Annotated in this window: 16 protein-coding genes; 4 read left to right on the top strand and 12 right to left on the bottom strand. The window is 65.0% G+C overall.

The features are described from left to right. Positions 1-68 precede the first annotated feature (68 nt). A complete protein-coding gene (locus tag AC2W7L_RS05385) occupies positions 69-893 on the top strand; it encodes a DedA family protein (protein WP_486003590.1) in 825 nt (274 codons plus the stop codon). A 67-nt stretch (positions 894-960) separates the two neighbouring features. Here AC2W7L_RS05385 and AC2W7L_RS05380 read toward each other — a convergent pair whose 3' ends face one another. The 3 genes from AC2W7L_RS05380 to AC2W7L_RS05370 are packed head-to-tail and all read right to left on the bottom strand — an operon-like array spanning position 961 to position 3,022. Beyond that, entirely contained in the window at positions 961-1,821 is an 861-nt protein-coding gene (locus tag AC2W7L_RS05380) for a shikimate dehydrogenase (protein ID WP_486003589.1), read from the bottom strand. After that, the gene (gene aroQ, locus AC2W7L_RS05375; RefSeq protein ID WP_486003588.1) at positions 1,818-2,270 is read right to left on the bottom strand and encodes a type II 3-dehydroquinate dehydratase; all 453 of its coding nucleotides are present in this window, start codon (positions 2,268-2,270) and stop codon (positions 1,818-1,820) included. The genes AC2W7L_RS05380 and aroQ overlap by 4 nt, the downstream gene beginning before the upstream one ends. Before the next feature lie 2 nt (positions 2,271-2,272). Continuing rightward, on the bottom strand, positions 2,273-3,022 hold the full coding sequence (locus AC2W7L_RS05370) for an IclR family transcriptional regulator (protein ID WP_486003587.1): 750 nt from the start codon (positions 3,020-3,022) through the stop codon (positions 2,273-2,275). A 241-nt stretch (positions 3,023-3,263) separates the two neighbouring features. Between AC2W7L_RS05370 and AC2W7L_RS05365 the strand changes: the two genes are divergently transcribed. Further along, positions 3,264-4,592 carry an MFS transporter gene (locus tag AC2W7L_RS05365; protein ID WP_486003586.1) on the top strand — a complete coding sequence of 443 codons (1,329 nt, stop codon included), beginning with the start codon at positions 3,264-3,266 and terminating at the stop codon, positions 4,590-4,592. Then, the gene (locus AC2W7L_RS05360; RefSeq protein WP_486003585.1) at positions 4,589-6,508 is read left to right on the top strand and encodes a bifunctional sugar phosphate isomerase/epimerase/4-hydroxyphenylpyruvate dioxygenase family protein; all 1,920 of its coding nucleotides are present in this window, start codon (positions 4,589-4,591) and stop codon (positions 6,506-6,508) included. Before AC2W7L_RS05365 ends, AC2W7L_RS05360 begins: the two co-directional genes overlap by 4 nt. Positions 6,509-6,540: 32 nt before the next feature. Here AC2W7L_RS05360 and AC2W7L_RS05355 read toward each other — a convergent pair whose 3' ends face one another. After that, entirely contained in the window at positions 6,541-7,338 is a 798-nt protein-coding gene (locus AC2W7L_RS05355) for a hypothetical protein (RefSeq protein WP_486003584.1), read from the bottom strand. Between the two features lie 203 nt (positions 7,339-7,541). Here AC2W7L_RS05355 and AC2W7L_RS05350 point away from each other — a divergent pair, with 203 nt between their 5' ends. Next, complete coding sequence (locus AC2W7L_RS05350; protein WP_169253309.1) at positions 7,542-7,859, top strand: XRE family transcriptional regulator; 318 nt, start codon at positions 7,542-7,544, stop codon at positions 7,857-7,859. A 212-nt stretch (positions 7,860-8,071) separates the two neighbouring features. Here AC2W7L_RS05350 and gap read toward each other — a convergent pair whose 3' ends face one another. The 8 genes from gap to AC2W7L_RS05310 form a co-directional block, all read right to left on the bottom strand. After that, a complete protein-coding gene (gap, locus tag AC2W7L_RS05345) occupies positions 8,072-9,067 on the bottom strand; it encodes a type I glyceraldehyde-3-phosphate dehydrogenase (protein WP_486003583.1) in 996 nt (331 codons plus the stop codon). A gap of 259 nt (positions 9,068-9,326) precedes the next feature. Continuing rightward, on the bottom strand, positions 9,327-10,424 hold the full coding sequence (locus AC2W7L_RS05340; RefSeq protein WP_486003582.1) for a GlxA family transcriptional regulator: 1,098 nt from the start codon (positions 10,422-10,424) through the stop codon (positions 9,327-9,329). Between the two features lie 44 nt (positions 10,425-10,468). After that, the gene (locus AC2W7L_RS05335; protein WP_486003581.1) at positions 10,469-10,837 is read right to left on the bottom strand and encodes a carboxymuconolactone decarboxylase family protein; all 369 of its coding nucleotides are present in this window, start codon (positions 10,835-10,837) and stop codon (positions 10,469-10,471) included. 160 nt (positions 10,838-10,997) lie between these two features. Then, positions 10,998-12,689: a serine hydrolase domain-containing protein gene (locus AC2W7L_RS05330; RefSeq protein WP_486003580.1), complete on the bottom strand. Its 1,692-nt coding sequence runs from the start codon at positions 12,687-12,689 to the stop codon at positions 10,998-11,000. A gap of 283 nt (positions 12,690-12,972) precedes the next feature. After that, positions 12,973-14,463: an outer membrane protein assembly factor BamB family protein gene (locus tag AC2W7L_RS05325; RefSeq protein WP_486003579.1), complete on the bottom strand. Its 1,491-nt coding sequence runs from the start codon at positions 14,461-14,463 to the stop codon at positions 12,973-12,975. Positions 14,464-14,658: 195 nt separating this feature from the next. Then, a complete protein-coding gene (locus AC2W7L_RS05320) occupies positions 14,659-15,279 on the bottom strand; it encodes a response regulator (RefSeq protein WP_486003578.1) in 621 nt (206 codons plus the stop codon). Next, positions 15,276-16,649: a sensor histidine kinase gene (locus tag AC2W7L_RS05315; protein WP_486003577.1), complete on the bottom strand. Its 1,374-nt coding sequence runs from the start codon at positions 16,647-16,649 to the stop codon at positions 15,276-15,278. Before AC2W7L_RS05315 ends, AC2W7L_RS05320 begins: the two co-directional genes overlap by 4 nt. Positions 16,650-16,775: 126 nt before the next feature. Further along, on the bottom strand, positions 16,776-19,019 hold the full coding sequence (locus AC2W7L_RS05310; RefSeq protein ID WP_486003576.1) for an MMPL family transporter: 2,244 nt from the start codon (positions 19,017-19,019) through the stop codon (positions 16,776-16,778). Positions 19,020-19,082: the final 63 nt, after the last annotated feature.

The following is a 19,082-nucleotide window of genomic DNA, read 5'->3' as shown; positions in this document are numbered from 1 at the left end:
AGTGGGGTGAACGGTTGCCTGTGATACCGTAAGCGCCGACCGCCACGACGACCTGCAGGAGCCCACCGATGAGCGACGATCGCGCGGACCGCGACGAGGCAGAGCCCGTATCTGCAGACTCCTCATCGGCGACGTCCGACGCCACCGAGCCGGCCGCCGGCTCCGATGCCGCTGTTGGTCCCGAGGCGGAGGCCAAGGAGAATCCATGGGCGGCGATCAAACCCTGGCAGGGCAAAGCTGCCGGCCTCGACAAGCTGCTGCTGTTCATCATCATCGGCGTCCCTCTCATCTATCTCGGCCTCATGCCGCTGCGACCGTGGATGCTCGTCAATGCCCCGGTCGTCCAGGAGTTCATCAACGGTGCGAAGACCTCGATCGTCGCGGCCGCCGCCTATGCCCGGGTCGGTGAGATCCCGCTGTGGCTGGTCATCGTCGCGGGCTTCGTCGGCATGGCCAAACTTGATTGGGCGTTCTGGCTGGCCGGGCGCCGCTGGGGCGACGGTGTGCTGAGGCTCTTCGCGCAGAACGAGCGCCAGCTCAAACGCATCAACCAGCTGAAGAAGATCCCGAACTGGGCACTGTTCCTCATGACGCTGATCTCGCGCTGCCCGGGAATCCCCGGCACGCTCGTCTACCTCGTCGCCGGGTGGACCCGGATGCGCCTGTCGCTGTTCCTCGTCGCCGACCTCCTCGGCTGCCTCATCTTCACTCTCATCTGGACGTTCCTGGGCTATCAGCTCGGCGAAGCCGCCGTCGACATCCTCGAGGTCATCGACAAATACGCACTGTGGCTGACCCTGGCCCTCATCGTCGGCATCTTCGCCATCAGCTTCTTCAAGGAATACCGCAAGCAGAAGAAGGCCGAAGCCGCCGGCGACACCTCCGAAGACTGACTGTGCGCGCCTGGCCGGAAGCCGGTCAGGCTCCGCGGGGCAGGCGCCTCGAATCAGGCTCGTCGTGTCAGGCGCCGAAGGACAGGAACGTCTCGCGCATGCGCTGCGGGTCCGCCTTCTGTCCGCTGAAGAGCTCGAACGCATCGATTGCCTGATTGACCGCCATCCCCGACCCGTCGAGCGTGCGGCAGCCCTTCGCCCTGGCTTCGGCGAGCAGCTGCGTCTCGAGCGGGAAGTACACGACATCGGCCACCCAGGTCTCCGCTCCGAAGACCGAAGTATCAACCGGGGTTCCCGGGTACGCCTTCATCCCCACCGGGGTGGCGTTGACGATCCCCTGCGCCGAGGCGGCCGCCCCTCCCAGCTCATCGAGTCCGATCGCTCTCGCCCGGGTTCCGACCGAGGTCGCTGCGACGATGTCCGCGGCCAATCCCTCGGCACGCTGCACATCGGTGTCGGCGATGACGAGGTCGCCGATCCCGAGTTCGGCGAGGGCGAACCCGACTGCACGGCCGGCTCCACCCGCACCGATCTGCACGACCGCCTCGGTGGCGGCACCGTCCAATCCGGCACGGAATCCGGCGGCGAAACCGGTGACGTCGGTGTTGTACCCGGTCGTCCGGCCGGCACCGTCGATGACGACGGTGTTGACCGAATTGATGCGCGCGGCCACCGGATCGACCTCATCGAGGAGGCCGATGACCTGCTGTTTGAAAGGGTGGGTGATGTTGAGTCCGTCGAAGCCGAGCCGGACCGCGCCGGCGAGCAGCTCCTCGAGTCCCACCTCCGCGAGGCGGGGTGTGCCGATGTCGATGGTGCGGTAGATCGTGGGGATGGAGTGCGCGGCGCCTTCGTTCTCGTGCATCCGCGGGGTGCGGGAGGCGGAGATGCCGTCGCCGATGAGGCCGAGGAGGAGGGATGAGGTCATAGTCTCGCTTTCGCGTTCGTGAGGTGGTCGACGAGGATCTCGATCGCGTGGACGTAGCCCTTTGCGCCGGCTCCGGCGATGACGGCTGCGGCCACGGGTGAGAGGTACGAGTGGTGGCGCACGGCTTCCCGGGCATGCGGGTTGCTCAGGTGCACCTCGATGATCGGGTGGTCGTAGGATTTCAGCGCATCGTGCAGGGCCAGGGAGGTGTGCGTGTACGCTCCGGCGTTGATGATCGCGCCGACCGTGGAGTGCCGGGCGGCGTGGACGGCGTCGATGAGCCCGCCCTCATGGTTGCTCTGGATGCAGCGGACGCCGAGTCCCGCCTCGGCGGCGGTGTCGGCGCACATGGCCTCGATATCGGCCAAGGTGGTGCGACCGTAGATCTCCGGTTCGCGTTTGCCGAGGAGGTTGAGGTTGGGGCCGTTGAGGACGAGGATCTCAGGCATTGTCACCTCGGGAATCGGGCGGCGATGGCTGCCGCGGTCTCAGTCAGTTGGGGGACGAATTCGATGAGCGCGTCGAGGCTGCGGCGGAAGACCGGTGCGGCGAGCGCGAGCGAGGCCAACAGCGTGCCGTCGAGGTCGAAGACAGGCACGGCCAGGGCGTTCATGCCGATGTCGTTCTCTTCGGACTGTCCCGCCCACCCATCGGTGCGGATCTGTTCGAGGCGCTTGAGCATCTTCTGTGGGTCGGTGATCGAGTTCGGGGTGCGGGCGGTCAGCTCGAGGGCACCGACCGTGGTGTCGACGTGCGGATCGTGGGCGAGCAGAGCCTGACCGATCGCCGAGGTATGCAGCGGAGATTCGTCTCCCGGATCGGTGGTCGTGCGGAACTGCGGGCCGTCGACGGTGAGCACGGTCAGTGCCGCATTGCCGCGACGCACGGCGAGGATGCTCGATTCGCCGGTCGACGCCGTCAGTTCCTGCAACAGGCCCTTCGTCGCTCCGGACAGTCCCTGTCGGTGCGCCACCTTCTGTGCGAGACGGAAGACCTCCATCCCGAGGGAGTAGATCTTCGTGCGTGCGTCGAAGCTCGCATAGCCGGATTCGACGAGTCCGCCGAGGAGACGGTAGGCCGTCGAGAACGGGTAGCCGGTGGTCTCGGCGGCCTGAGCGGCGCTGATCCCCTCGGATGAGTCTCCGAGGAGTTCGAGCATCTCGAAGGTCTTCGTCACCGAGTTCGAGCCCTTGGGCGGCATGCTTCGCCTCCTTGCGTTGCTGTGTCGGTTGGGTGGTACTGGGCGGTGTGGGCATAGAAGTCATGTGTCCGGAAAGCAGAATTCCTGCGTTCCACGTTGACAGGCTATGTCATCTCAATCACACTGTAAACCACAATGTAACAATGATTGCCACACTATGGCAATACAACGTCGGCCTGATGACCGCTCGACAGCGCTGAGGCCGCCGCCATGTCCCTGAGAGTGAGAGATGCGAGGAAGCATGAGCAACGCGATCGAGGAAGCTCGCCCCACGAAGAAGAAGACACCGCTGCGCGCGGCCCTGTCGAGTTGGACGGGCTCTGCACTGGAGTACTACGACTTCGCGGTCTATGGAACCGCGGCGGCACTGGTGCTCAACACTCTGTTCTTCCCCGAGACCACCGCTCCGGGAATCGCCATTCTGCTGGCCATGGGCACAGTCGGTGTCGCCTATGTCGTGCGACCGCTGGGCGCGCTCATCATGGGACCACTCGGTGACCGCTTCGGTCGCAAGTTCGTCCTCATGCTCACCTTGTTCATGATGGGCATCTCGACCTTCGTCGTCGGCTGCCTGCCGACCTATGATCAGGTCGGAATGCTCGCTCCGATCCTGCTCGTGCTCTGCCGCATCATCCAGGGCCTGTCGGCCTCGGGCGAACAGGCGAGCGCAATCTCCGTCTCCCTCGAGCATTCGGCCGAGGAGAAGCGGTCGTGGACGACGAGCTGGACGCTGCACGGCACCCAGTTCGGCACCCTGCTGGCCACGGCAGTCTTCATTCCCTTCACCGCCTTCCTGCCCGACGGTGCACTGTTCAGCTGGGGTTGGCGCGTACCGTTCTGGCTCTCCGCCATAGTCGTGCTCACTGCCTGGCTCATCCGTCGCGGACTCGAGGAGCCGCCGGCGTTCAAGGAGGCGCGTGCCGACAATCCTCCGCTCATGCAGGTATTCCGGTGGCATAAGGCCGCGGTCGTCCGCGTGGCCGTGTGTGCCATGGTCAACACCGTGAACATGGTCTTCACCGTCTGGTCACTGTCGTTCGCCACGTCGATCGTCGGACTCGAACGGTCGACCATGCTCCTCGTCTCGGTCATCGCCAATGGTGTCGCTCTGTTCGCGATTCCGGCTGCCGCACTGCTCTCCGACCGGTTCGGCCGGAAACCGGTCTTCATCACCGGCGCCGTCGGGTCGGGCCTCATGATGTTCCCGTACCTGGGCGCGGTCTCGGCCGGGAATTGGCTGCTCATCTTCCTCTTCGGCGCCATCATGTCCGGCTGCGCTTATTCGCTGGCCAATTCGATCTGGCCCTCGTTCTACGCCGAGATGTTCCCGACGACGGCACGAGTGACAGGATTGGCCTTGGGCACCCAGGTCGGATTCGCGGTCTCCGGTGGCTTGGCTCCGGTGCTCGCTTCCGCTGTCGCCGGTGCCGGAGGAGAGAATTGGGTATCGGTCGCCGCCTTCACCGCGGGTGTCTGCATCGTCGTCGGTCTTGTTGCACTGACGGCGAAGGAGACGAAGGGACTGAGCCTGGAAGAGATCGATGTCGTCCACGAGGAAAGGTCACGATGAGAACCTCGATTGCCACGGTGTGCCTGTCGGGCACGCTCGAAGAGAAGCTGCAGGCTGCCGCGACGGCAGGGTTCGATGGGGTCGAGATCTTCGAACAGGACCTCATCGTCTCCCCCGACTCCCCCGAGGCGACGGCGGCGCTGGCTGCCGGTCTCGGGCTGAGCCTTGACCTCTATCAGCCCTTCCGTGATTTCGAAGGCGTCGATGAGGAGCAGTTCGCCGCCAACCTGGCCCGGGCCGAGGCGAAGTTCCAGCTGATGAAGCGAATGGGCATGAGCACGATCCTGCTTTGCTCGAACGTGGCCACCGCGACCATCGACAATGATGAGGTCGTCGTCGATCAGCTGCGCCGCCTCGGCGATCTGGCCGAGAAGTACGACGTGGACGTTGCCTACGAAGCTTTGGCCTGGGGCCGCTTCGTCTCCGAATACGATCGCGCCTGGGATCTCGTGAAAGCCGCCGACCATCCGCGCATCGGCACTTGCCTCGACAGCTTCCACATCCTCTCCCGCGGCACGGATCTGTCCCGTATCGCCGAGATTCCGGGCGAGAAGATCTTCTTCCTCCAGCTCGCCGACGCCCCGGCCCTATCGATGGACGTCCTCAGCTGGTCCCGCCACCACCGCGTGTTCCCCGGTGAAGGCGCCTGGGATCTCACGGACTTCCTCACTCGCGTCGCTCTGACCGGTTATGCCGGACCGGTGTCGCTTGAGGTCTTCAACGATTCCTTCCGTCAGGCCGACACCCAGCGCACCGCTGTCGACGGACTGCGTTCTCTGCGATGGCTCGAAGCCAATGTGTCGGCCGTCGGCACGGACGGCGCTCATGTGGGGCTCGACCTGCAGCCGCTGCCGCAGGTCGCGGAGCCGCGAGGCATCGACTACGTCGAACTGAACACCGATGACCTGGGCGCGCTCACCCGGTTGATCCACCAGCTCAGCTTCCGGTTCGTCGGCTTCCACCGCACGAAACCACATGTGCAGCTGTGGCAACGCGGTCAGGCTCGAATCGTCGTCACTGAGCCCGCCAGCCCGTGCGACGAATTCACCACCGTGACCAACGAAACCACCGACCCGGCTGAAGAAGCCGCCGCCTTGGCAGCAGACTCCACCGGGTCCGGAACATTTCTGCGCGGCATCGGCTTCGCCGTCGACAATGCCGACGCCGCAATGGAACGTGCACTCTTGCTCTCGGCCACGGAAGTCCCCCGCGATCAGGCACACGACGAAGAGGTGCTGCGTGGGGTCTTCGCACCCGACGGATCAGAGGTCTTCTTCGGTGATGGCGATGGTGAGGATCCGCAGTGGACCGACGAGTTCGGCACCGTCCCGGACGACCGGCAGTCGGCGATCGACCACATCAACCTCGCTCAGCCTGCTCATCACTACGACGAAGCAGTGCTCTTCTACACCTCCCTCCTCGCTCTGACCGCACTGCCGGCCCAGGACGTGCCGAGCCCCTCCGGTCTTGTGCGCTCCCAAGTGATGTCGAGCGCCGATGGGGCAGTGAGGATGCCGCTCAACGTCTCCCCCGACCACAGTCTCAACGCGTTGGGCCGAGGTGCTGGCCCAACCGCAGAGACCTACCCCGAGCATGTGGCCATCGCCTGCGACGACATCTTCACTGCCGCGATGACCGCGGTCGCGCGAGGCCTGAAGTTCTTGGAAGTGCCGCAGAACTACTATGAAGACCTTGCCGCACGCTTCGACCTCGCACCGGAGCTCCTAGATCGGCTCAGCGAGCACAATATTCTCTACGACCGTGACGACGAGGGCGAGTTCCTCCATTTCTATACGTCGACGATCGGCTCGGTCTTCTTCGAGATGGTCGAACGCCGTACTGGCTATCACGGCTTCGGTGCTCCGAACGCACCGGTGCGGCTGGCAGCTCAGTACCGACGCAACGCTGAGAGCTGAACCGATCAGAAAGGCGCAACGCTCGACACGGTTCAGACAGGTCTGCTCACCAGCGGTTCCGGACAGAACTCCCAGACCGCGCTGGACGTCTCAGGCCCTTCAACTGGACCGCTGGCCGGCAGAAGGTCCTCGTCCTTGAGCTGTGAGAGGATGCGACCGTGTGAGGCCTGCCACACGATCCTTTCGACGGTCGACACCTCGGCGTCGAGCACGCGCGCGACCGCGTCGATCTCAGCGTGCACGTAGTCGACGGTGAGATCGGCTTCGGAATCGGCCACCTCGGCGAGGTATCCGACCACCTTGTGGTCGACTTCGAAATGGGTGGACCCGGCGAGCATCAGCAGGTGGAGCCAGGTAGCGCCCGAGCTCTGGCTGGGCAGAGCTCGCCACCCCTTCGACACGTCGCTGGAGAACGCAAAGCTGCCGACTCCCTCACCGACCGCCGCCCGCAGATCACCAACATCATCGATTCCATGGTCGGCCATGACTCGGACGGCGCTGTCGACGACCTCAGCCTTGAGAACTGCCCCGGGGCGGGTACTGGCCGGTTTGAGGTTGCAGATCACCTCGCGCGCCCACACGTCCGCCCCTCCAGCCGCGGCGATCGAATAGCGAAGCGATTTCGCACCGTCGCTGTTCCCGTGTCGGGCGATGTACCGGGCGACGATGTTATCCACCGCTGTCGGGTGGGAGCCCGTCGAATAGATCGCGTCAAGAATGCACAGCGCGAGGCTACTCGGGTAGCTCGGTGTCATCGCCTGACCGAAGTCGCCGAGGAACTCTCCGCACCTCTGCGCCAAGCGAGCGACGCTGTTGGTCGTGATCATCATTGTTCTGACCTTCCGTCATGCGCCGCACCCTGCGACGCGGTGCCTCCGACTCCGATGTCGGAAGCTTGAGGAGAACACTAGACACCGGCACTGACACAACATGCTCGGTCATGAATCGAACATATATATAATCCACTCCCACCTGCGAAATGTCTCTGGCAACTGGCCTTGGCAGGCATGGTGGGCTCTGGCAAGGTGGAGCCATGAGCACAGAAGAGATCATCATCGACGGCCCCCTGGCACGTGCATCGCGGATCCTCTGCCAGGTGTCAGCCAAGCATGTGGCAGACAAGGCTGAGATCAAGAAGTCCGAACTCAAGGACTACGAAAAGGGAATCGCGGACCTCACCGCCGAGCAGGAACGTCGTCTCATCCTCGCCCTCGAGGAGTACGGTGCACGGTTCATTCCCGACGGCGCAGAGGGCGGCTACGGCATCCGCCTGAAATTCAGCCGCGCAAAAGTCCGCGCGATCGAACGGTGGGAAGACGAAGGCGGCACCCCCGGCTCCGATGACGTCTGAGCTCTCCGCTAAAGGATGCTGAGCGACCAGGCGTCGTCAGTGAAGTTCCGGCGGCTGAGTCACCACAAGGGCGGCTGAGTCATCACAAGGCTGTGGCCTCGAATCTGCATTGAGCAGATTCGAGGCCACAGTTGCATCCGTTGGCATCGAGGGACCACCTCGGCGCCGAAATGTCGCCGGCGTCGAGCGCCGGGAAACATCAGCGGGGAACGTCAGTTCTTGCCGATGAACTCGAGGTTGTCGACGACACGATTGGAGAAGCCCCACTCGTTGTCATACCAAGCCACGACCTTGACATGCTTGCCGTCAACTCGGGTCAGCGCCGAGTCGAAGATGGACGAAGCGGGCTGGCCGACGATGTCGGAGGAGACGACGGGCTCGTCCTCATAGTCGAGGATGCCCTTGAGTTCGCCCTCGGAGGCCTTCTTGTAGGCATCGAGCACCTCGTCGCGGGTGACGTCACGGGACACGGTCGTGTTGATCTCGACGATCGAGCCGACCGGGACTGGCACGCGGATGGCGTCACCGCTGAGCTTGCCGTCGAGCTGCGGGAGGACGAGGCCGATGGCCTTGGCCGCTCCCGTCGAAGTGGGAATGATGTTCTCGGCGGCGGCGCGGGCACGGCGGGGATCCTTGTGCGGGCCGTCCTGGACCATCTGGTCACCGGTGTAGGCGTGGACAGTGGTCATGAAGCCCTGCTCGATTCCGGCGAGGTCGTCGAGGACCTTGGCCAGCGGGGCCAGGGCGTTCGTCGTGCAGGAGGCGTTGGAGATGACGGTGTGTTCGGGCTTGTACGCCTCGCTGTTCACACCATAGGCGAGGGTGACGTCGGCACCCTTCGAGGGAGCGGAGACGAGGGTCTTCTTCGCGCCGGCGGTGATGTGGGCGCTGGCTTTTTCGGCCTTGGTGAAGCGGCCGGTCGATTCGAGGGCGATGTCGACGCCGAGCTCGCCCCAGGGCAGCTTGGCCGGGTCCTTTTCGGCGAAGACCTTGATGGCCTTGCCGTCGATGACGAGGGAATCTTCGGTGGTCTCGACGTCATGGTTGAAGCGTCCGAGGGTGGTGTCGAACTTCAGCAGCCGAGCAAGATCGTCGACGGCGCCGAGGTCATTGATGGCCACGACCTCGAGCTCGCTGCCGCGCTCGATCAGGGCCCGCAGGGTGCTGCGTCCGATGCGACCGAAACCATTGATGGCGATGCGAGTCAATGTCACTCCTTGTTCACGGGATTCGTCTTGATATCTCCATCATGGGAGATTTCCGCAAGTGCCAACAGTGGCCAGACAGACAATCTGCGCAAGGTTCCTGCCAGTTGTATTGCCAGATGCCGAAAGTTTCTCGCCAAGGCAGTTTTCGTGTGGTCCAAGGCACTGAAATCCGACAGAATGCGCCCTGGCCTCAGCCCCGAAAGCGCCCGGTTCTCAGCGTGTGAATCGGCCTATGTTCGCCCCCGGGTTCGGCCTGTGTTCAGCCTTGGAAGGAGTGGCGATAGTCGTTCGGTGAGGTCGAGAGGATGCGCTGGAAGTGCATCCGCAGATTCGCACCGGTTCCGAGTCCCACCTGGTCAGCGATCTGCTCGATGCCCAGGTCGGAGTTCTCCAAAAGCTCTCGGGCGACATCGACTCGGGCTCTGAGAACCCACTGCATGGGGGTGTAGCCGGTGTCTTCGACGAAGCGGCGGGAGAAGGTGCGCACGGAGACTCCGGCATTGGCGGCGAGGTCGCGCAGGGTGATCTTCTCCCCGATGTGCTGCAGCGCCCATTCGCGGGTGTCGGCGAAGTCGTCTCCGAGCGGGTCGGGCACGCTGCGCGGAACGTACTGTGCCTGGCCGGCGCTGCGGTAGGCGGCCGCGACCAGACGCCGGGCGACCTGGTTGGACAGGCCGACGCCGTGATCGCTGCGAATGAGATGGAGACACAGATCGATCGCCGAGGCGGCTCCGGCGGAGGTCAGCAGCTGGCCTTCGTCGATGAAGAGGACGTTCTCGTCGACCTTGATCGAGGGGAACCGTCGGGCGAGCTCCTTCGCCGTCGACCAGTGCGTGGTGGCTCGCCGTCCGACGAGCAGACCCGTGCGCGCGAGGACGAAGGTGCCGGTGGAGATCGCGGCGATCCGCGCGCCGCGTTCGAATGCCGAGAGCAGGGCCCCGATGACCGCGGCGGGCGGTTCGTCCGCCACCGCCGAGGTGGCACCCGGCAGGATGACCGTGTCTGCGGTCTCCAGAGCTTCGAGACCCCGATCCACCGAATAGTCCAGCCCGTCCGATCCGGTCACCTTTCCTGCGGTGATCCCGCAGATCTCGACCTCGTAGGGCCAGGTTCCTGCAGGGACGGTCGCCGGTCGTGCACCGGGAACGGCGGAAGCCGCCTCGCCGCTCGGGTTCGGCTGGGAGCGCGGGGCCGCCTCGGTGCGGGTGCGGTCCGTGGCGGCGTTCGACTCGCGGCCGAAGACCTGGACGGGGACGCCGAGATCCATGGCAGACACCCCGTCCAATGCCAGCACGAGGATGCGGTGCGGGCGGGAACGGGGTGTCCTGCGCGGAAGGGTGCGGGGTTCGTCACTCATGATCGCCTCTCAGTCTAGGCAATCGGGACTCACCCCGGGTGGACTCAGTGCTCGTGGACGCCGGTGAGTTTGAAGCCCAGACGACCGTGGGCGAAGGCTCCGCCGGCGCGGATCGCCGAGGCGGTCCATGCGGTCTCGGCCAGCTCGGTCTCTGTGGCGCCGGCCCTGACGGCGGCGTTCGAGTGCGAGTCGATGCAGTAGGCGCACTGGGTGGTCAGGCCGACGGCGTAGGCGATGAGTTCGCGGTACTTCAGCGGGATCTCACGGCCTTCTGCGGCGAAGACGGCGTCGTTGAATCCGCCGAATGCCTTGAGGATGTCGGGGGTCGTCTCTTTGTAGGCTTTGTCGTACTTCCCGTCGTTCTCGCGGTCGAAGAAGTCGGTCATCGCGGCGCCTCCTGTGATCGGTGTCATGCCGATCCTCACGCTACCGATCTCGCTTCACGACCGCACGGGTTTCGTCGGATGATCTCACCCTTTGTCTCCTGTGGGTGGGTCCGCCTCGATTTTCCGTGCTGGTTCGAGGTCGATCCTCCCGCAGGAGGACTCGAATGAGAACTCGAACCGCTCTGTCTCAGTAGAGCGTGTTCTGGCCGATGAGTGGGGCGGCCCGGCCCTCCGGCAGAGGTGGCGCCTGAGGTGCAGCTGCGGGAGGCACGGCCGCACTCTCCGGGGGAAGGGGCGCTGCCGGGGTCGGATCTGCGGGAGCAGCCTCTTTCGGCGCTGCGAACGGAGCACTCGATGCGCCGCCCTGAGGAGCCGCCTCGGTGGGGGCAGGATCGGCCGGCGGCTGACCGGTGGTCGGGACCGACTCGGCGATGGCTTCGAACATGGCCAGGGTGCCGTGCTGGGCGGCGAGGCTCACCGGTTCGGGGTCGCTCGAGAGTTTGATGCCGACGGTCTGAGTGGCGCGGTCGATGTAGAGCATCTGTCCGTGGATGCCGATGCCGATGACGACGTTGCGGTCGGCCGAGGGCAGCCAGAACTGACTGCGGTACATGCCGCCCGGATAAGAGCGTCCCGAAGGGGATGCGGCGAAGATCTTTGCCGAGTCCTCGGCGCCGGTGAAGATGTCGTCGACCCATTCCGCCGAGAGCACCCGTTCGCCGTTTTCGGTGGTGCCGCCGCGGGCGATCATCTCACCGAAGCGGGCGAGGTCGCGCAGGGTGGCGCTGATGGCGCCGTCGGCGATCGATCCGCCCCACCGGTCCTGGCAGACCTGGGCGGCGTGGGCGGCGCCGATCCGCGACCACACGTATTCGCTGGCGACGATGGAGAAGGGCTGGCCGGTGACCGTCTCAGCGATCCAGGCGAGCACGTCGGTCTCGCAGCTGCGGTAGACGAAGGCCGAGCCGTGCTCGCGGTCGGCGGTCAGCCCGGTGAGGAAGTTCTTGATCCCCTTCGCCGAGGTGGCAGATCGGGGCGCGAAATCGACCGCTTCGAACAGGGCTCGGATCTCGGAGCCTTTCTCGAGGTATTCCTCGGAGAACTTGATGCCCGAGCGCATGTCGAGCAGGTCGCGGATGGTCGCTCCCGCATAGCCACTCTTCGCCAGGGCGGGCACGTGCGTGGTGACGAGGTCGGTGGGGCGCAGCAGTCCGGCGTCGGCGAGGGCACCGATGACGGTGGCGACGATGGACTTGCTCACGGAGAAGAGCATGTGCTGGCGGGCCGGCTTCATCGGCCAGGCGTATTCCTCGGCCAGCGCCACTCCGTTGCGGGTGACGAGCCAGGCGTCGGTGTGGGTGTTGGCGAGGACGTCGCCGACGGTGGTCCAGTCCTCGTCGGCGGCCGGCCATTTCTCGCGGTCGATGGCCAAGGGCCGGAAATCATTGTCTTCGGTGAGGAATTCGCGGACCGGCCCGATGCCGCGCGGGATGCCGCCGGTCGGGAAGATCTCCTGCATTCTGGTGAGCGCGAAGGCAAAGAACTCGGGCCACTTCCAGGTGTCGAGGTCGATGCTCTCGAGCACCGCTTCGGAAGGGTCGACGATGGCATCTTCACTGGCCGAGGTCAGCTCGCCGACGTGCGGCAGGGTGATATCCAGCGCCGAGGCGGCGTCGCCGTCTGCTTCGGACTGCGCGGTTCCGCGGTCCGGGGAGACCGGGGGCCGCTGGGAGTCCACGTCCGCGGAATGGGGCGGGGTCGCCTCGGCGGCGGTGCCCTTGGATGCGCTGATGCCCTTGGTATTGCCGGACAGTTCACCGATGCGGCGGTTCGGTGGGGTCACCGGGCGGGGCGGAAACCTTTCGTCTTCGCCTGCCATGTCACCTCCACTGTCTCGATCCGATCGGTTCCGTGCATGTGCGCGGTCGTCCCGATGCGCAGGGAACAGACTACCGGTAGGAGGTGAAACTCCGTAGTCGAAACGGGGTGATTCGGGCGGAATCACATGGTTCACTTGGATGCCCCGAGCCCCTCACCAGGTGTGATGCCGAAGATCATTACCAATCAGTTATTCATCCGACGGTCGGTCTCGGTGCCGGTGCGGCACGCTCGGTTCCCGACCTACCTGGCTTCAGCCCCGGCCTGTCCCGCGATCTCGACCTTCATTTGTCGACGACGGCCCACATCGTGCTCGTGTCTTCATTCGTTGCGATGACGAACCTCTGGCTCGAACTCAGGTCGGCATAGTCCCCAGCTGGACGATCACTGACAGGCTTTCCGGTCTTCGCATCGAAGAACGTCGTCTTCTTGTTGTCGGTAACTACGACCAGCCCGACGTCCGGCAGCGCTCCCTGCCCGCCCCAGACTCCCGTTAGGCCTTCTTCGCGCATTCGAGGTCCGTCGGTCGTCCACACCGGCTTGCCGTCAGCAGCGTCCAAAGCGGCGATCCCACCATCGGTCGCAGGGACGACGACGAGCGTCTGATCGCCATGGTCGACGGGTTCCCACTGCGGACCGCCGAGACCGCCGATCCTCGCAACCGCGGCTTCCGGGGCGTCGGCGTACCAACCGTCGACGGCCCCGTCAGATCCTTGGTATTTGACCGCCGAGGCGAACAGCTGAGTCTGTAAGCAGGCAGGATTCCCGTCGGCTGTGAAGCTCAGTTCGGTGCTGCACACGGCATCGAAGGTGTCTTCCATGCTCACATCGACGGACTGGTCAGTGGCTGCCAGTGCGTCTGACTCGGAAGGCTTCACGTCCGCGGGGACGGTCAGTTTCGCCGCCCGCGTCACGGCTGAGCTCATCGGGTCGTCGCCGTCCATCGACCCATACACGTACGTCAGGGTCTTCGGATCCGTGGTGGGATACACCGTGAAATAATCGGCGCCGGTGTCATCGATTTCGCGCGCCTCGGTGATGGGAACGGACACGTGCGAACCGTCCTCGAACGTCACCCTCGTGACCACCGATTCGCCCCCGTCCATCCACGACATGACCCCGGATTTCCGGTCGGGAGCGAGTTGAATGAGCCGCCCGCCGAAAGTCTCTCCGTCCGCATCGACCGACAGTGCTGGCCAGGCTTCCTTCCCGGCTTCCGGGTCGATGGCGTAGACGACTGCGTCCCCTTCTGCTGACGTTTCGCAGTTCTCTTCGGGGTTCATCCAGGTGTTCTCGAGGAGGATGAGGTCCCCCTCGCCGAGGCGGTCTCCGCCGCTGGTCGATTGCGACCCGAAAGATTGGGCCGGGCGACAGGAACCGGCTGCGTCTGGGAGTTCGAAGGACCAGACCTTCTGCCCATCGGCCCACGAGTATGCCGTCGTCGTACCCGAGTAGTCGTGGACGATAACGTTCTCACCCGCCGAGTAGGCTTCAGTGGCGCTGTCGTCTTCATTGACGTTGGAGTCGATGCTCCACTTCTCGTCGCCCTTGGCATCGACGACTCGCAGCTTCTGACTCATCACGTCTCCGACGAGGGCCAGATCCGATCCGTTGTCGGTGATCACTGAAGCGTAGTAGTCGAGTTCGACGGGGTCGGCCAAGGTCGGGGTGCTCGTCGGCGACGGTGTCCCCTCGGACTTTTCGGCGCCGTCGTTGCTGCAACCGCTCAGTGCCACCAAACTGACAGCCATAACTGCCGCCCAGATCCGCTTCATGACGCGCTTCTCCTGCTCTTACCCCGATTCATAGCTTGATCATAGGCGGCGGCATTCCCATTGGCACTTCGGGTGTTGTGAGTGGTGTGCTGGTCGCTCATCGATAAACGGGACAAGCGTCTAGAAACGCATGTGCACACCCGTGCGTCGACGCTCAGTGCGTTTTTCGGTGAAGGCAGGCCAACCTGCCTGCCTCTACACCAGCCCCTGGTCCTCCGCGACCCGGATGGCGCGGGCCCGTGAGTCCACGCCGAGCTTCGTGAACACGTTGACGAGGTGGCTCTTCACGGTCGCCTCGGTGACGAAGAGCTCCTGGGCGATCTGGGCGTTGGAGGCCCCGGTGGCCAGAAGTTTGACGACGTCGCGCTCTCTTCGGGTCAGCTTCGGACTCGGGTTGCGCATCGCGGCGAAGACCTTCGACGAGATCTCCGGGGGCATATAGGTCTCCCCCTTCGCCGCCTTCTCGATCGCCGTTGAGATGTCTCCCGGGTCGATGTCCTTGAGCAGGTACCCCGAGGCCCCGGCGTTGAGCGCGGCGACGATCTCCGAGTCGAGGTCGAAGGTGGTGAGGATGAGCACTGCCGGCGGGTTCGGCCGTGCCCGCAGCCGCTTCGTCACCTCGATTCCATCGATCCCCTCCCCCAGCCGGAGGTCGCACAGGACGACGTCGGGACCCAGTTCGTCGACGACGGAGAGCACCTCCTCTCCGCTTCCGGCTTCACCGATCACAGCGATGTGGTCCGGCGCGTCGATGACAGACTTCAGACCTGCGCGTACGACCGGGTGATCGTCGACGAGGACGACTCGGATGCTCATTCGCTCTCTCCTGTGTCGGTGTTCACGCGTGTGCCGTCACCCTCGCCGAGGCGGCCCGCCGTTTCCGTGCCCGGACCCTCGTCAGCGGCGCTGAGGCCCTCACCGCGGGTGTGCAACTGGGATTGGCTGGGCAGAGTCGCTGAGATCGCGAAGCCGGATCCCTGACTCGATTCGATGACGAGCTCTCCGCCGAGCTCACGCATCCTGGAGCCGATGAAGTCGAGGCCGAAGCCCGAATCCGGGTTCCGCTGCCGGTTATGCGGATCGGCCATACCCACACCGTCGTCGACGATGTCCATCCTGATCGCCCCGTCGTGGTCCATGAGGCTGACCATTACGCGTGTGGCTTGCGAGTGCTGGCGAACGTTGGCGAGCGCCGACTGCGCGGTCCGCAGCAGCGCCACCTCCACCTCGGCGGACAGAGTCGGCAGGGTCTCGTCGACATCGAGGCGACCGGCAATCGAACTGTCTTCCTCGAGACGGGTGAGCAGACGCCGGATCGCCGCGGTCAGCGCCCCGTCCTCGAGTTCGGCCGGGGCAAGAGCGGCGATGATGCGGCGCACGTCCCGGGAACTCTGCGCAGCGAGATCCTCGACCTGGGCCAGCACCTGTCCGGCGTGCTCATCGGTAGTGCGGTCCGCCTCGGCGTGGGCGATGAGCCGGATCGACGAGATCGACTGTGCGATCGTGTCGTGGATGTCGCGGGAGACGCGGGTGCGTTCCTCGATCTCGCCGGCATGCCGCTGGGTCAGAGCGAGCTCGTCCTGCAGATCGAGAAGATTCTGGTGGGCGAGTTCGAGGGAGCGCAGCAGCTCCTCACGACGGCGGCCTTCGCGCAGCAGTTCGATATAGCCGCGGGACAAACCGAGGGCGAAGACGGCGCCGATGAGGGACCCGATGATGCTCGGGGTCGGCACCTGCCCGTAGTGCGCGAGCGGAGCGACGACCGTCGCGATGTAGGTGAGCGCGGTGAAGACGATGGCGATGCGCAGGGAGAAGAGATGGCCGGCGAGCAGCCAGAGGAGGAATGCGACCCAGATGAACTCGGCGGAGACGAGCAGGGTGCACAGCCAGGCGACGGCGAGGACGATGAGCCACCATTTCGCCAGCACCAGTGCGCCGGAGCGAGCCGCTCTCACGGCGCCGAGGGCGTACCAAGCGAGAAACACCACGCTCAAGGCGATGGCGGCGACCAGCGGAGCGCCGACGGAGACCGCGCGGATGCAGGAGATGAGCGTGAGGACGAGTGCGATGGCGTGCTGACCGAACTCCATCGTGCGCTCTGTCCATCTGCGTGCGCCCACGCTGCCTCCTTCCTGCTGGTCGAACTCGGCGGTGAATATGCCGAGACGGTGATCTTGTGCTGTCATGCTCTCCCTGCCAACTCAACCACATCCGGGACACCGGCGGTACGACATATGCGCGACCCGGTGCGAACACCGAGGAGGCCCGGGCGACGGTCCATGTCGTCGCCCGGGCCGGCCCAGCGTGACGGCTCAGTGCTTGCCGTGCTGGGGTCCGGAGTCCGCAAACGACTTCTCGGCCAGCAGATGGGTGGAGTGTGCGTAGTGCTCGGACTCGTCCGATCCCGCGACCATGTCGCCGACCACACCGGTTTCCGCGTTCTCATGGAAGTGGGTGATCGACCTGTTCGGCCACCACATCCTGTCGCCCACGAGCCCGAAGATCGAGGGCACGATGACGGTGCGCACGATGATCGTGTCGACGAGCACGCCGACTCCGACGATGAGGCCGAGCTGACCGAGCACCATCAGCGGCAGCATGCCCAGTGCCGCAAACACTCCGGCCAGGACGATTCCGGCGCTGGTGATGACTCCACCGGTGTGGGCCACGGCTTCGATCATGCCCTGACGTCCGCCGTGGAGGACGGACTCATTCTTCGCACGGTGGGCGAGGAAGATCGAGTAGTCGATGCCGAGCGCCACGAGGAAGAGGAACGCGAGGATCGGCACCTGCGCATCGAGCGCGGACTGACCGAAGATCGTCCGCGACAGGAAGGCTCCGAGTCCGATCGCCGCAGCCGAGGACACCACGTTGACGAGCAGCAGGGTGAACGCCGCGATGGGTGCGCGGAGGATGCCGAGCAGAATGATGAAGCTGATCGCCAGGACCATCGGGACGATCGTGAAGAAGTCCGTCTGGTTGCCGTCGCGGGCGTCGAGTTCTGTGGCCGCGGCCCCGCCCACCTGGGCGTTCGCCCCGTCGATGGCGTGGACGTCAGTGCGGATGTCCTCGACGAGGTCGAGTCCCTTCGCACTGTCGGGTTCGTATTCGCCGGTGACCATGATCTTCGTGACGGAGGTGCCGTCGACGCTCGTATCCTCGATCGCCGAGGCGCGGACGACGCCATTCATCTCGCTGACCGAATCGACGACGTCATCGGCATGGTCGCTGTCGGCGACGATCCAGATCGGCTGGGATTCGCCGGGCGGGAAGTGGTCGGCCAGGACGTCGAGCCCCTGCGCCGATTCGGACTGGACCCGGAACTTCTCGGTCTGATCGAGACCGATCGACGAACCGATGAAACCGGTGGCCATGACACCGAGGATGACGATCCCGGCACCGAGGTGGAGCCCGGGTCTGCGGACCACGCGGGTGGCGATGGTGCGCCAGATCGAGGGCTTGGCCGCCTCGGCGGGGGTCATCTCTTCATCCGCGGCCCGCTCGGCTTTCGGGATGAAGGGCCAGAACATCTTCTTTCCGCAGATCGCGAGCACGGGCGGCAGCGCGAAGAGGACGGCGGCTGCGGAGATGAGCAGACCGACGGCCGCGGTGATGCCCAGGCCGCGGGTGCCGGGGATGATCGCGAAGACGAGGCTGAGCAGGGACAGGACGACGGTGAGGTTCGACGCGAGGATCGTCGAGGCGGTGTGCGTCCAGGCTTCGGCGAGCGCGACGCGATGGTCGGCGAAGCGGCGCAGCTCCTCGCGGTAGCGGGAGATGAACAGCAGCGCGTAGTTCGCGCCCGCGCCGAAGACGAGGACGCTGATGATTCCCGCATCGAACTGCAGGTCGAGCCAGTCGCCGACGGCCGCGGTCACGGTCGAGGCGAGCCCGTCGGCGGTGCCGATGACGATGAGCGGCAGCAGCCACAGGATCGGTGAACGGTAGGTGATGATGAGCAGCAGGGCGACGATGACGATGGTGACGATGAGCAGCGTGAAGTCCGCACCGTCGAATGCCGAGGCGATGTCCGCGCCGATCGCAGGACCGCCGGTGACCAGCAGAGACATGCCGTCACCTGTGAGCGACTGAGCGGTCGGGTCGTCGGTGATGGCGGTGCGCAGGTCATCGACGGTCTCGGCGGTGTCCGAGTTCGTCATGCCCACCGTGATGGGGACCAAGAGCAGGGCTGCCTGCTTGTCGTCACTGAGGATCGGCCCGGTGACGGGGTCCGTGGATTCGTCTCCGACGGAGTCGCCGAGCGAGGTGCCGAGCTTCTTCAGTTCGGCCTGATCGCCGGCGGACAGTTCGGAGCCGTCCTTGTTCGAGGCCACGACCATGACGGACTGTTTGTCCGCCTCGGGGAACTTGTCGAGGGTCTGCTGGGCCTGAGTGGATTCGGAGTCGGCTGGTGCGGTTTCGTTGGGCCGGTCCTCCCCTGCCCCGGACAGGAGCCCGAAGAGCAGGACGACGAGGACGACGACCCCGCCGAGGACCAGCCACGAACCGCGCTTCGATGTCAGCGTGTGTGCGGTTTTCGCCAGTGGTGAGTTCATGACTCCAGTCCATCAATCTATGGGCTGGAGAACATCGCAAAAGAGTTCAGACCCCATCTGCAA

The sequence above is a fragment of the Brevibacterium sp. LAARM3_SD1 genome, assembly GCF_057364765.1.
Note: the sequence above shows the minus strand (reverse complement) of the source record. Positions and strands in the feature narration are given on the sequence as shown.

Excerpts from the sequence above, each read along its gene's own strand:
- AC2W7L_RS05385 (WP_486003590.1), top strand. The coding sequence starts at position 69 with ATGAGCGACGATCGCGCGGACCGCGACGAGGCAGAGCCCGTATCTGCA.
- AC2W7L_RS05380 (WP_486003589.1), bottom strand. The coding sequence starts at position 1,821 with ATGACCTCATCCCTCCTCCTCGGCCTCATCGGCGACGGCATCTCCGCC.
- aroQ (WP_486003588.1), bottom strand. The coding sequence starts at position 2,270 with ATGCCTGAGATCCTCGTCCTCAACGGCCCCAACCTCAACCTCCTCGGC.
- AC2W7L_RS05370 (WP_486003587.1), bottom strand. The coding sequence starts at position 3,022 with ATGCCGCCCAAGGGCTCGAACTCGGTGACGAAGACCTTCGAGATGCTC.
- AC2W7L_RS05365 (WP_486003586.1), top strand. The coding sequence starts at position 3,264 with ATGAGCAACGCGATCGAGGAAGCTCGCCCCACGAAGAAGAAGACACCG.
- AC2W7L_RS05360 (WP_486003585.1), top strand. The coding sequence starts at position 4,589 with ATGAGAACCTCGATTGCCACGGTGTGCCTGTCGGGCACGCTCGAAGAG.
- AC2W7L_RS05355 (WP_486003584.1), bottom strand. The coding sequence starts at position 7,338 with ATGATGATCACGACCAACAGCGTCGCTCGCTTGGCGCAGAGGTGCGGA.
- AC2W7L_RS05350 (WP_169253309.1), top strand. The coding sequence starts at position 7,542 with ATGAGCACAGAAGAGATCATCATCGACGGCCCCCTGGCACGTGCATCG.
- AC2W7L_RS05340 (WP_486003582.1), bottom strand. The coding sequence starts at position 10,424 with ATGAGTGACGAACCCCGCACCCTTCCGCGCAGGACACCCCGTTCCCGC.
- AC2W7L_RS05335 (WP_486003581.1), bottom strand. The coding sequence starts at position 10,837 with ATGACACCGATCACAGGAGGCGCCGCGATGACCGACTTCTTCGACCGC.
- AC2W7L_RS05330 (WP_486003580.1), bottom strand. The coding sequence starts at position 12,689 with ATGGCAGGCGAAGACGAAAGGTTTCCGCCCCGCCCGGTGACCCCACCG.
- AC2W7L_RS05325 (WP_486003579.1), bottom strand. The coding sequence starts at position 14,463 with ATGAAGCGGATCTGGGCGGCAGTTATGGCTGTCAGTTTGGTGGCACTG.
- AC2W7L_RS05320 (WP_486003578.1), bottom strand. The coding sequence starts at position 15,279 with ATGAGCATCCGAGTCGTCCTCGTCGACGATCACCCGGTCGTACGCGCA.
- AC2W7L_RS05315 (WP_486003577.1), bottom strand. The coding sequence starts at position 16,649 with ATGACAGCACAAGATCACCGTCTCGGCATATTCACCGCCGAGTTCGAC.
- AC2W7L_RS05310 (WP_486003576.1), bottom strand. The coding sequence starts at position 19,019 with ATGAACTCACCACTGGCGAAAACCGCACACACGCTGACATCGAAGCGC.